At 64.1% G+C, this 11,961-nt stretch carries 12 protein-coding genes; 7 read left to right on the top strand and 5 right to left on the bottom strand.

The features are described from left to right. Positions 1 to 175: 175 nt before the first annotated feature. Positions 176 to 922 (bottom strand): IclR family transcriptional regulator, encoded by a 747-nt coding sequence (locus tag NKI08_RS04630; protein WP_352767493.1) that lies wholly within the window; start codon positions 920 to 922, stop codon positions 176 to 178. 156 nt (positions 923 to 1,078) lie between these two features. Between NKI08_RS04630 and NKI08_RS04625 the strand changes: the two genes are divergently transcribed. Genes NKI08_RS04625 through NKI08_RS04615 form a run of 3 tightly spaced genes read left to right on the top strand, consistent with a single transcriptional unit; the run spans position 1,079 to position 4,041 of the window. Beyond that, positions 1,079 to 2,470 carry a transaminase gene (locus tag NKI08_RS04625; protein ID WP_352767491.1) on the top strand — a complete coding sequence of 464 codons (1,392 nt, stop codon included), beginning with the start codon at positions 1,079 to 1,081 and terminating at the stop codon, positions 2,468 to 2,470. Positions 2,471 to 2,473: 3 nt separating this feature from the next. Beyond that, complete coding sequence (locus NKI08_RS04620; protein ID WP_352767489.1) at positions 2,474 to 3,271, top strand: SDR family oxidoreductase; 798 nt, start codon at positions 2,474 to 2,476, stop codon at positions 3,269 to 3,271. Then, positions 3,268 to 4,041 carry an SDR family NAD(P)-dependent oxidoreductase gene (locus NKI08_RS04615; RefSeq protein WP_352767268.1) on the top strand — a complete coding sequence of 258 codons (774 nt, stop codon included), beginning with the start codon at positions 3,268 to 3,270 and terminating at the stop codon, positions 4,039 to 4,041. The genes NKI08_RS04620 and NKI08_RS04615 overlap by 4 nt, the downstream gene beginning before the upstream one ends. Before the next feature lie 493 nt (positions 4,042 to 4,534). Here NKI08_RS04615 and NKI08_RS04610 read toward each other — a convergent pair whose 3' ends face one another. Both NKI08_RS04610 and NKI08_RS04605 read right to left on the bottom strand, forming a co-directional pair. Further along, the gene (locus NKI08_RS04610; protein WP_352767487.1) at positions 4,535 to 4,909 is read right to left on the bottom strand and encodes a glutathione S-transferase N-terminal domain-containing protein; all 375 of its coding nucleotides are present in this window, start codon (positions 4,907 to 4,909) and stop codon (positions 4,535 to 4,537) included. Between the two features lie 138 nt (positions 4,910 to 5,047). Then, the gene (locus tag NKI08_RS04605; RefSeq protein WP_352767485.1) at positions 5,048 to 5,917 is read right to left on the bottom strand and encodes an NmrA/HSCARG family protein; all 870 of its coding nucleotides are present in this window, start codon (positions 5,915 to 5,917) and stop codon (positions 5,048 to 5,050) included. 101 nt (positions 5,918 to 6,018) lie between these two features. Between NKI08_RS04605 and NKI08_RS04600 the strand changes: the two genes are divergently transcribed. Continuing rightward, on the top strand, positions 6,019 to 6,912 hold the full coding sequence (locus NKI08_RS04600; protein WP_352767274.1) for a LysR family transcriptional regulator: 894 nt from the start codon (positions 6,019 to 6,021) through the stop codon (positions 6,910 to 6,912). A gap of 128 nt (positions 6,913 to 7,040) precedes the next feature. Here the strand turns inward: NKI08_RS04600 and NKI08_RS04595 are convergent, their stop codons facing one another. Both NKI08_RS04595 and NKI08_RS04590 read right to left on the bottom strand, forming a co-directional pair. Further along, on the bottom strand, positions 7,041 to 8,102 hold the full coding sequence (locus NKI08_RS04595) for an alkene reductase (protein ID WP_352767483.1): 1,062 nt from the start codon (positions 8,100 to 8,102) through the stop codon (positions 7,041 to 7,043). A gap of 32 nt (positions 8,103 to 8,134) precedes the next feature. Then, positions 8,135 to 8,596, bottom strand: coding sequence for a zinc-binding dehydrogenase (locus tag NKI08_RS04590; protein ID WP_352767481.1), 462 nt, complete (start codon positions 8,594 to 8,596; stop codon positions 8,135 to 8,137). Between NKI08_RS04590 and NKI08_RS04585 the strand changes: the two genes are divergently transcribed. Genes NKI08_RS04585 through NKI08_RS04575 form a run of 3 tightly spaced genes read left to right on the top strand, consistent with a single transcriptional unit; the run spans position 8,550 to position 11,959 of the window. Then, positions 8,550 to 9,962, top strand: coding sequence for a sugar ABC transporter ATP-binding protein (locus tag NKI08_RS04585; protein ID WP_352767479.1), 1,413 nt, complete (start codon positions 8,550 to 8,552; stop codon positions 9,960 to 9,962). The two genes, NKI08_RS04590 and NKI08_RS04585, sit on opposite strands and share 47 nt — an antisense overlap. 33 nt (positions 9,963 to 9,995) lie before the next feature. Beyond that, positions 9,996 to 10,994 (top strand): ABC transporter permease, encoded by a 999-nt coding sequence (locus tag NKI08_RS04580; protein WP_352767477.1) that lies wholly within the window; start codon positions 9,996 to 9,998, stop codon positions 10,992 to 10,994. After that, positions 10,991 to 11,959, top strand: coding sequence for an ABC transporter permease (locus tag NKI08_RS04575; RefSeq protein ID WP_352539234.1), 969 nt, complete (start codon positions 10,991 to 10,993; stop codon positions 11,957 to 11,959). Before NKI08_RS04580 ends, NKI08_RS04575 begins: the two co-directional genes overlap by 4 nt. Positions 11,960 to 11,961 lie beyond the last annotated feature (2 nt).

Below are 11,961 nucleotides of genomic sequence, written 5' to 3'. Positions count from 1 at the left end.
AAACTGATCTTTGGGCAGCAGAAATCTGACCGCCGGCTATATGAGCCGCTCGCGGCATTGCGCGAGCGTCTTCGCTCTGCGGATATCCGGGCGGAGGGCAGCCGCTCGTTCCGCCCGATTTTGCGAGATTATGGCGCAAGGGCATGCCCGATGCATCCGTCGCGGAGATGCAAGGCTAAGGTTCGCCGGTGAGACGCGCCGTGATCAACCGTGCTGCCTTGATTGCTGCCCTGCCCTGTGTGGCTGCGGTCGCGTCGTCGACGCGTGAGACGGGCGAAGCCACCGCCAAGGTGCCGATCGGCTGGCCGTCAGCGCCGAGGATCGCCGCGGCGATGCTGTGCACGCCTTCCTCATAGCCCTGTGCGCTGCGAGAGTAACCGCGCGTGGCGGCAAGCCGTATCGCCTCCACAACCTTGTCCGGCCGCGTCACCGTATGCCGGGTGAACACCTGCAGCGGCTTTTTGAAATAGGCGCCGACCACATCCGGGCTTGAAGCGGCCAGGAAGGCGACGCCGGACGCTGTGCCGTGCAGCGGCAGCACCTGGCCAACATCGACATTGACGCGGTTGGCCTTGGTGGAAAGCTCAACATGGACGGTCAGCAGCGCCCCGGCGCTGAATTCCGACAGATGCACGGTCTCGCCGGTTTCGAGCGAAAGCTCTCGCGCCACAGGCGCCGCGACGCGGACGAAGGGGAAATGTGCGTCGCGAATGCGGGCCAGCCGCGACAGGCCGGCGCCCAGCCGGTAGCGGCGACTCTTCGGCTCCTGCTCGATCAGCCGGTGGTTGGAAAGCGCTAGCAGCAGGCGCCTTGCGGTGGCTTTGTCGAGACCGGCCTTGCGGGCGAGGTCGGAGAGGCCGATCTCCGGTTCACCCACCGTGAACAGCTCCAGCAGCGAAACCGCCTTGCCGACTGTGCTCATTATCGATTCTCCGAGATACTTCGCGTGTGAATTAACTTGACAGCAGCCGACCCGCCTTGCAGTCTATAACATACAAAATGCTGGTTCAAATAGTGAACCAGATTGGAACGCGCGCGCCCCAAAATAATCGCGCGGCAGGGAGAGTTAAGCGCTGTGATGGCTGCCAGCAGAAGCGATTCGCATTCAACGACCATTGGTGAGCTGCTCGACCGCGAGCAGGCGCGCTTCAGTGACACGCATCCGCGCTCAGCGGCGGCCTGGGAAGAGGGCAAGCAGCGTTTCCTCTATGGCGGACCCTCGCACTGGATGCGGCGCTGGGCCGGCGGCTTCCCGGTTTATGCCGCGTCGGCCAGCGGCGCCCATATAAGAGACATCGACGGTCACGACTATGTCGACTTCGCCCTTGGCGACACTGGCGGCATGTGCGGCCACGCGCCGGAGGCGGTGACTTGCGCCGCACTGCGCCAGTTGCAGAACGGCACAACGATGATGCTGCCCACGGAGGACAGCCTGTGGGTTGGCACTGAGCTGCATCGTCGCTTCGGACTGCCCTACTGGACGCTGACCACCTCGGCCACCGACGCCAATCGCGGCGCCATCCGCATCGCCCGCATGATCACCGGCCGCGACAAGGTGCTGGTTTTTTCCGGCTGCTATCACGGCAGCGTCGAGGAAGCGCATGTCGAGATCCGCGACGGCCGTGTCGGCCTGCGTAACATGATCCATCCCAACGGTGTCGACCATTCGGCCGTATCGAGGGTGGTCGAGTTCAACGATGTCGCTGCGCTCGAAACGGCACTCTCGGCTGGCGACGTCGCCTGCGTGCTGACCGAGCCGCTGATGACCAATTTCGGCATGATCCCGGTCGCCGACGGCTTTCATGACGCCCTGCGCGAGATCACCCGCCGCACCGGCACGGTCTTGATCATTGACGAGACGCATACGATCTCCAGCGGACCCGGCGGTTATTCGTCCGAGCATGGGCTGGAGCCGGACATTCTGGTCGCCGGGAAGGCCATCGCCGGCGGCATTCCGGCCGGCATCTTCGGCGTCTCGCAGGCGATCGCCGAGCGGTTGTGGGCCATCGTGCCGATGGTCAATCCGCGCGTGCGCCAGTCGGCGCATCTCGGCATCGGCGGCACGCTGGCCGGCAACGCACTCACCGTAGCCACGATGCGCGCTGTGCTGGAAGAGGTGCTCACGCCCGCCAACTTCGAAATCATGATCGGCAGAGCCTCGCGGCTGGCGGAGATGGCACGTGGCATCATAAACGCCAATAAGTTGCCGTGGCATGTGACGCAGATCGGCGCCCGCGCCGAGATCATGTTCATGCCCGATCCGCCGCGGAACGGCGCCGACGTCATCGCCGGCCGGCGCGGCGATCTCGAGACGCTGCTGCACGCCTTCTACATGAACGAGGGCATATTGGTGACGCCCTTCCACACCATGTTCCTGATGTGTCCGGCGACGACCGAGGCCGATGTCGACCGCCACGCCGAGGTCTTCACCCGTTTCATTGATCTCGTGCGTGGCGCCGGAGTCGTCTGAGCGATGGCGAAACCATTCGATCTCAGCGGCAAGGTGGCGCTGGTGACCGGCGGCGGACGCGGCATCGGTGCTGCGATCGTGACCCGCTTCGCCGAGGCCGGTGCTAGTGTCGTCATCGCCAATCGAACGTTCGATATGGCAAAAGCGCTGACCGCCGAATTGTCCGCCCGCAAGCTGGATGTTCGTGCGGTTCCGCTTGCTGGGCTCGACCGCGCCAGGCTGCACGCACTGGTCGGCGACATTGTACGTCAGGCGAGCCGGCTCGACATCGTCGTCCACAATGCCGGCGGCTGTCCCTGGGCCTCGATTGAGGATCTTGACGAGGACAAGCTCGATGAAGCGCTGGCGCTTAACCTCAAGCCTTGCTTCTGGCTGGCGCAGGCAGCAGTTCCGGTGATGCGCAAGAACGGCTTCGGCCGCATCCTTGTCACCTCTTCAGTGTCGGCGCGCTTGGCGATGGCCGGCGGCGCGCATTACTCGGCCGCCAAGGCCGGCGTCAACGCCTTCATTCGGGGTGCCGCCTTCGAATTCGCGCGCGACGGCATTACCGTCAACGGTGTCGAGCCGGGCTTCATAGCCAAGCCGGGTAGGGGCACGATGAGCGCGCCGGAAGTTGCCGGGCGCCTCGGCCAACACATCCCCGTTGGCCATCTCGGCGAGGCGGACGACATTGCCTATGCCATGCTCTACCTCGCCTCGGAGCAGGCCAAATACACCACCGGCCAGACGATCGTCGTCGACGGCGGCTCAACGCTGCCGGAAACCGGCTTCGCCGTCGAGCGCCATTGGGGGCTGACATGAGCCGATGCCTCGAAGGCCGCAAGGCGCTGATCACCGGTGCTGCCACCGGAATGGGCCGCGCCACTGCCGAATTGTTCGGCCGGCACGGCGCCGAAGTCATCGCCTTCGGCCTCGGCGGTGAGGGACTGGACGGCGCCGTCAAGGCGAGCGGCGGTGCCGCCGTGCTCGGCGACATCACTAGCGCAGACGATGTCGCACGTGCTATCGACGCCTGCGGCGGGTGTCTTGATATCGTCGTTAACGCCGCCGGAGTGATGATCCTCGACGAGCCGGAGAGCCTGAGCGATGAGACCTGGGCGCGCAGCTTTGCGGTCAATGTGACGGGCGCCATGATGGTCTGCCGCGCCGCACTGCCGCTCATGAAAAAGCGCGGCGGCGCGATCGTCAACATCGCCTCCGTCGGCGCCTTCAACGCCAGCGGCCAAAATGCCGCCTATTCGGCCAGCAAGGCAGCACTCGTCTCCTACACCCGCTCGCTCGCCTTTGCACATGGCCCCGACGGCATCCGCGCCAACGCGTTGGCGCCTGGCTGGGTGCGCACGCCGATGAGCGTCTACGAAATGGAAGTGGCGGCAGCGGCCAACGGCTCGACGCCCGACGAGGAGTTCACCGCGCTCACCGGCCGTATTGCGCTCAGGCGTGTTGCCGAGCCGTCCGAGATCGCCAACTGCTGTCTGTTCCTGGCTTCCGATGCCGCCTCCTTCGTCACCGGCGCTGTGCTCGTCGCCGACGGCGGCGGCCGTGCACCAACGCAAAACAGGGCAGTGTGATGCGACCTGACCAGTGAGGCTCGTCACAGGCGAATGGCCAGGATACTGGCGCTCTGATAAGCGGCGCCACTTGTCTCACGCTGCTGCCTCTACCGACATTCAGATAGGGAAGACCGCGTTGATTTGCCCCGCCGCGCTTTTGGCTGCAATTCAGGCAGCCACGATGGCGCCAACGGTCGAACAGGCCAGGACTTGCTTTACACCCGCGTTCATAAACACTCAGAACGCGCGGCGATGGCAGGAATGGTCGATATGGTCGCGCGGATTGCCGTGCGAATACATGCACAACGCGCGTTTCGCTTTGCCTTCCGCGGTAATCGAGGCATCTGAACAGAAAACATATCCGACAATATTGCCGCGGACTGCCTTCCGGACGCCCACATAGGTGAACAAGTACGCTCCCGTGGTGAACCCGACCCAAAGCGCTTCTCCCACTGGCGAAGAGACTGCACCATCAAGGTCCGGTGTCAAACACCCAGTTTCGAACCGGCTCTCAGACCGCCTGCTGCTTGAGCCGCATGTTCTCGCGGTACAGGCTGATGTGGTCCTTGAAAATACCGCCGACATAATCCTGGAAGGTCGGCAGCGTCGCGATGTCGATGGCGGCGCCCTTGGCAAACCAGGCGATGATCTCGTCGGATTCCGTCATATACTGTCCCGGCGTTAGCTCGACAGTTGGAAAGCCGACCTTGGGCAGGTGCGCGGCGAGCTTCTCTGTGATCTGGCACTTCTCTTTGCTGCCCTGTTCGACCAGCCGGATGTCGACCTGGTCGAGCAGTCTCGCCTCAAGCAGGAACACGCGAACCTTCATGCAGAACGGGCAGCCATGGAGCAGGTAGACGATGGGCTTGAACACGGTATTGGTCATGGCAAATGCCTTTTGCCGGATGCACTGCGGGTTGGCCGTGGGGCGGCTATGCGCGCTCGAATATGCCGCCGCATGACCCCGTTCGGCCGCCGGCGTTGCAAGCGCACCGGCAGGCCGATATTCAGACATGCGGAATGATCAAGCCAAAACAGCGATTTCCGCTGCGAAGTCGCGATAGGAGCGCAGCGGGCGACCCAGCATGCCGGTCAATCGATCAACATCCCCTGCCTCAGGGACCATGCCAACCACAAGGAAGCGCTCGGCCATGAGACGCATGTCGAGCGCCATCCAGCTCGGTGCGTAATTTCGGAGGTTTTGCTCGAACCCAGCGGTATCGTCGCCGCCATAGTGGATCGTCCGCCCAAGAACATTCGACCAGATGGCGGCGACATCGGCACCGGTCAGCGTGTCGGGACCAACGACATTGATCCGCTTGAGAGGAAGCGGCTCGCTTGCCTGCTCACGGCGAACCAGCTCGATGGCTGCGATCTCACCGAGATCGCGCGCGTCGACCATCGCGATGCCTTTGTCACCGATCGGCATCGGATAGACACCGTGACCGAGCACCACGTCCTTCACCGAATAGTCGTTGTTGATGAAGTATGCAGGCCGCAGGATGGTGGCGTTGAAGCCCAGCTGCTCCAGCATGCGTTCGACACTGAACTTACCGGCGAAATGCGGCACGTTCACGTAGATGTCGCTGTGAAGCACGGACAGATAGACGATCCGCTTGATCCCGGCCTCATGGGCCAGATTGAGGGCGATCAGCGCCTGGGTAAACTCGTCGGGCACCACGGCGTTGAGCAAGAACAGGGTGGACACGCCCGACAAGGCCGTGCGCAGCGCATCGACGTCAAGCAGATCGCCTTCGGCGAGGGCAACGGCGGCTGGTAAATTGGCCTTCGAGGGATCGCGGACGAGCGCGCGCACATTAGCGCCGCGCTTGATGAGCTGATCGACGACATTGCGGCCGACGGTTCCGGTTGCACCGGTGACGAGGATAGTCATGTGGTCACTCCTGCTTTTATCAGATCGTTAGCGCTATTTAGGAGTCCACAAACGCACCGGAAGCTGCCATTTGTAGACACCCTGTCTCACTGGTGGAACACATGGACCTGCTCGCCCTAGCCGACTTCAATCTGGTTGCACGTCATGGTGGATTCGGGCGAGCCGCGCGCGCCACAGGGCGCCCCAAGGCGACGCTCTCGCGGCGCGCCGCAGAACTGGAGAATAGCTTGGGCCTACGCTTGTTCGAGCGCGGGGCGCGTGCCCTGAAGCTCACGCAGGAGGGAAAGGACCTGCATGAGCGAACCAGTCGCTTGCTGACGGAAGTGGAGGAGACGGCCGCAGCGATTGCGTCGGGAGACCGGGAACCGCGTGGAAATTTGCGGATCAGTGCACCGTTGCTCTTCTCTCAACTTGCGATGGGTAAGCTGGCGGCAGGCTTCTCGCTCAAATATCCCGACGTTATCCTTGAAGTCACGACCGAAGACCGTGCAGTCGACATGGTCGAAGAAGGGTATGACCTGGCCATTCGCGTCAATCCGCGTTCCGATGAAAGCCTGGTGGGACGGGTCTTCATGCGTGATCGGCTTGTGATCGTGGCGAGCCCGCAAGTGGCGAGACCGCGAGACGGAGACGCCGCTCCCGCTGTCGTGCGGAGCTCGGACAGAGGACTCTCGTTGTGGAATATCAAACCGGACACGGGGCCGACGACGATCGCGTTCACCCCGGTGCTCAGCCTGTCGTCGCTCATCATGGTTCGCGATGCGGTCGTCATGGGCGTGGGTGCGGCACGGTTGCCGGTATCGCTCGTGAGTCATGATCTGGCCGCCGGCACGTTGGTGCATTGGGGGGACGTGGATGGTCCGGATACGGCCCTGTGGACGCTCTACCCGTCGCGGCGCCTGTTGAATGCCCGCGTTTCCGCCTTTCTCGACCATCTGAGAGGAGCGTTCCCAAAAGGAACTCCCGACGAATTGGCAGCGTTCATTCGGATTTGAAGCCGCCACGGTTACCTTCTGTCGGCCAACGCCATCACCCACGTCGCGGGCCAGCTTGATCCAATAACGCAAGCGACGACCGCCAGAAGGTGGCTGCTGCAGTCCGATGAACTACAGCAGCCGACGCATCAGCCCGCAAGCCGCGGATAGTCCGTGTAGCCGGCCGCGCCACCGCCATAGAAGGTGGATGGATCGGGCTCGTTGACGGGCGCGCCCAACCGTAGACGCTCGACGAAGTCGGGATTGGCCAAAGCCCAACGGCCGATCGAGGTCATGTCTGCCTGGCCCGAGACGATGTCCTGGTCCAGGGCTTCGCGTGTGCGGCCAAGCCGCAGCACCATCAGGGTCGTGGGCCACGCACGGCGGATGTCGGCGAGGAACTCGTCGCCCCCGCCATACATCAGATGGAGATAGGCCAGCTTCAGTGGTGCCAGCGCGGCGACCAGTTCGCGATAGAGCGCAGGACTCTCCGGACCTTCATCAAGCCCGCCCAAAGGCAGGCCTGGCGAAAGGCGGATAGCGGTGCGATCGGCGCCGATCTCATCGGCGACAGCCTGCGCCACTTCGACGGCGAACCGAATGCGGTTAGCGATCGGCCCGCCATAGGCGTCGGTCCGGTGATTGGCGTTCGGCGCAAAGAACTGATGGACGATATAGCCGTTGGCGCCGTGAATCTCGACGCCGTCGGCGCCGGCATCGATAGCCAGCCGCGCGGCCCGCCGGAAGTCCTGCACCGTGGCGGCGACTTCCTCGGTCGTCAGCGCGCGCGGCTCGGGGATGGGCTGCATGCCGCTCGCAGTGAACATCTGCTCACCGGGCGCGACGGCCGATGGGGCGACGGGCTGACGGTGATGCGGCGTGTTGTCCGGGTGCGACATGCGGCCGACATGCATGAGCTGCAGGAAGATCTTCGCGCCTTTTGCATGAACCGCATCGGTGACCTTGCGCCAGCCAGTGACATGTTCGGGCGCGTGGATCCCCGGCGTCGCGAAATAGCCCTGGCCATCGGCCAAGGGTTGCACACCCTCGGTTATCAGCAGGCCAAGGGAGGCGCGCTGGGCGTAGTATTCAGCGGCGTGCTCGCCCGGTACGCCGTTGAACTCGGCACGGCTGCGAGTCATCGGGGCCAAGGCCAGGCGGTGGGGCAGGTCCATTTGGCCCACGCGGACCGGACTCCAGATAGTCGTCATGATAAACTCCTTGAAAGTTGAAAACTTGGTGATCAGCGGGTGAAATCAGCGACGATCTTGCCGGGTGCGCGGCCGGTGCGATTGCGCTCGATTGCGGAAGCCAAATCATCGAAGCCCACCACGTCGGCGATCGTCGATCGCAGGGCGCCGACGGCGACCTGCTGGGCGATCGCGGTCAGGCGCGCGGTATCAGGTTTGTTCGATAAAAAGACGCCGCGGCGGCCTGGCGGCGTACGTGATGCGAGGTCCGTGGCGGCGATGCTTACGAGAAGGCCATCGGGCGACAGGACTGCCCAGGAGCGGTTCACGACCTCACCACCGACGAGGTCGACGATGAAATCGATGTCGCGCGCAAGCATCTCGAAGTTCTGCTGCCGATAGTCGATCACCTCGTCCGCGCCGAGCGCCCGGACATGTCGCAGGCTATTCAGTGCCCGCGCCGGCGAGGTGCACGCACTGCTCGGCGAGAATGGCGCCGGCAAAAGCACTTTCATCCAGATCCTGTCGGGCGCCGTGCAGCACGACGGCGGCTCGATCCTGGTCGATGGCCAGGACTATCGCCCGGCCAATCCGGACGCCGCCCAGGCGCTCGGCATCGCCGCCGTCTTCCAGGAACTGTCGCTGATCCCCGATCTCAGCGTCGAACAGAATATCTGGTTCCGTCACGAACCACGGACATTGCTGCGCATCGTCAACCGCGGCGAGATGCGCCGCAAGACGCTGGCGCTGCTCGACAAATATAGTTTTCCGGCATTGCGTCCCGACCAGGAATTGCGGCGGCTGACCCTGGCCGAACGGCAGATTGTCGAGATTGCCAAGGGCTTGGCCAAGGACCCGCGCATCCTGATCCTTGACGAAGCGACCTCGGCGCTGCCGGCGCGGGAGGCGGAGTGGCTGCTCAATTTGACGCGGCAATTGGCGGCCGAAGGCCGGCTGGTGATCTTCATTTCGCACCGCATGGCCGAGGTGCGCGCCATCGCCGACCGGCTGACCATCTTTCGCAATGGCAGCACCGTCGCCGCGCACGAGGCGAACGCCGTGTCGGACAACGAGATCGTCACGCAGATGATCGGCCGCCATCTGGACAGGCTTTATCCGGAGCGTGTGTCCACAGCGACAGACCACATCGCGCTGAGGGTCAGGAACTTCTCCAGCGGCAGCCGGCTCTCCGGCGTCGACTTCACGCTGCGCGAAGGCGAGGTGCTGGGTGTTGGCGGCTTGCAGGGCCACGGCCAGCGCGACCTGTTCCAGGCGCTGTTCGGCGCCAGCAAGGCGAGCGGCACCCTCGAACTCTGGGGCAAGCCGGTCTCGATCGGCAATCCGCGCCAGGCGCTGACAGGCAAGGATGGCATTGCGCTGGTGCCGGAGGACCGGCGCGGGCAGGGCCTGCTCCTGACCAAGAGCGTGCGCGAGAACCTGACCCTGTCCGTTATCAGGCGTTTTACCGAAAATGGCTTGCTCAGCCGACAAAAGGAATTGGCTCTGGTCAAGGAAATGGTCGACTTCCTGCGCATCAAGGCAGGCACGCCGGAACAGCTCGCCGGCACGCTGTCCGGCGGTAACCAGCAGAAGGTGATCTTCGGCAAGATGCTGCTCACGCAGGCGCGCGTTTTGTTGCTGTACGATCCGACGCGCGGCGTCGATGTCGGCACAAAGGGCGAGATTTTTCAGCTGATGCGCGACCTCGCGGCCAAGGGCTATGCGATCCTGTTCCATTCCAGCGACATGCCGGAACTGGTCCATGTCGCCGACCGGGTGCTGGTGATGCGCAATGGCCGCATCGCGGCGACGCTCGAAGGCGACCGCATCTCGGAGGCGGGCATTTTGCGCGCCGCCATGCTCGACAGCGAGGCGGCTTGAGGCATGGTGATGTCCGCGGAGCAAACTGTGGGGATGGCGCAACGACCTGCCGAAATGAAATGGACGAGGCCCGGCATCGACTGGCGCGGCCGCCTGCTCGACCGCGCGCCGTTCCTTGTCGCCTCCCTCATGCTGGCCTTGATCGTTGCCATCTATGGCAGCCTGCAGGCCGGTGTCTTTTCGCTGGACGAACTCAACCTCGACACGGCCGCGGCTATGACGCTGATGCTGGCGGCAACCGGCCAGACCATCGTGCTGGTGCGGGGCGGCATCGACCTGTCGATCGGCGGCATGATCAGCCTCGGCACGGTGATCGCGGCGACGCGCTTCACCGATGATCCGTCGGCCACAGCACTTTGGGCGCTGATCATCCTAGCACTCGGCTTCCTGATCGGCGCACTCAACGGCCTGCTGATCTCGCTGCTCAAGCTGCAGCCCTTCCTGGTGACGCTTGCCACCTGGTCGATCCTCAACGGCGTCGCCATGATCATCCTGCCGACCGATGGCGGCAGCGTTCCCGGCTGGTGGGTCGGCTTCGCCTCGGCACAGCTTGTCGGCCTGACGAGCCCGGTCTGGATGCTGCTGGCGCTGCTCGTGTTCTGGTGGTGGTTTCGCGCGACGCGTGTCGGCATAGCCATCCAGGCGACTGGTTCCAACGAGAAATCAGCCTTCCTGTCCGGTGTTTCGATCACCCGCGCCAACCTCGTCACCTACGGCCTGTCCGGCCTGTTCGCGGCCGGCGCGGCGCTGTTTCTGGTGACGCAGACCGGCGCCGGTTCGCCGACCATCGGCAAGGACTATATCCTGCCTTCGGTCGCGGCCGCGGTCATCGGCGGTGTCAGCCTGTTCGGCGGTCGCGGCCATCTTGCCGGCACGGTGATCGGCGCCTTCGTGCTCACCCTCATCGGCAATCTCGTCTTCGTCCTGCATGTGTCGAGCTACTGGCAGCCGGTCGCTTCCGGCATCATCCTCCTGCTCTCGGTGCTTGCCAGTTCCGTTGCCGAAAAAGCCGCAAGGAACCGTGTCCAATGAGCGCCTTCCTTGCCCGCAACCGCCTCATCGTACTCGCCTATGCCGGCATGGTTGTGCTGCTGCTGGTCACGGCTTTGTTCTCGCCGGGCTTCCTCTCAGTATCCAACATGCGCTCGACTATCGTGCTGGCCGCCTTTGTCGGCATCGTCGCGCTCGGCCAGACCTTTGTCATCATAGGGGGCGGCATCGACCTGTCGGTGCCTTGGGTGCTCAACTCGGCGGCAATCGTCATGGCGCTGCTCTGCGGCGGTCGGGATCTGCCGCTGGTCTGGGTAATGCCGCTGCTGTTCGCCGGCGGCGCCTTGATCGGGCTGTTCAATGGCGTCGGCGTCGCCCGGTTCGGCGTGCCGCCGATCATCATGACACTCGCGACCAATGTCATCCTGCAAGGCCTGATCCTGGTGCTGACCGGGGGCTCGCCGACACCCTCGGCACCGGCCTTGATCCAGTTCCTGTCGGTCGGCCGCATCGGCGGCTTCCCGGTCATCGCGCTGATCTGGCTCGCGCTGACACTGGTGGCGACGCTGCTGCTGTCCAAGGCGGCATTCGGCCGCCATCTTTATGCGCTCGGCACCAGCGCCACGGTCGCTGAATTCTCCGGCGTGCCGACGGCGCGCACCACCATCCTGACCTTTGTCATCTCCGGCCTCACCGCCGCTTTCGCCGGCATGTTGCTCACCGGCTATTCCAGCCAGGCTTATCTCGGCATGGGTGACGCCTATCTGTTCACCTCGATCGCGGCAGTCGCCATCGGCGGCGCCTCGATCCTCGGCGGCAGCGGCCACTATCTCGGCACCGTCGCCGGCGCCATGGTGCTCACCATCCTCACCGGCCTGTTGCCGGCGCTCAACCTGTCGAGCGGAGCGCTGCTCATCGTCTATGGCGCGGTGATCCTGCTCACCGTGTCGATCGGCAGCGAGACCTTCGCCGGTCTCGGCGGCAAGATGCGCAGAAAGGAGAGCTGACC

It is taken from the genome of Mesorhizobium sp. M0768 (assembly GCF_040320195.1).
Classification (GTDB): domain Bacteria; phylum Pseudomonadota; class Alphaproteobacteria; order Rhizobiales; family Rhizobiaceae; genus Mesorhizobium.
Note: the sequence above shows the minus strand (reverse complement) of the source record. Positions and strands in the feature narration are given on the sequence as shown.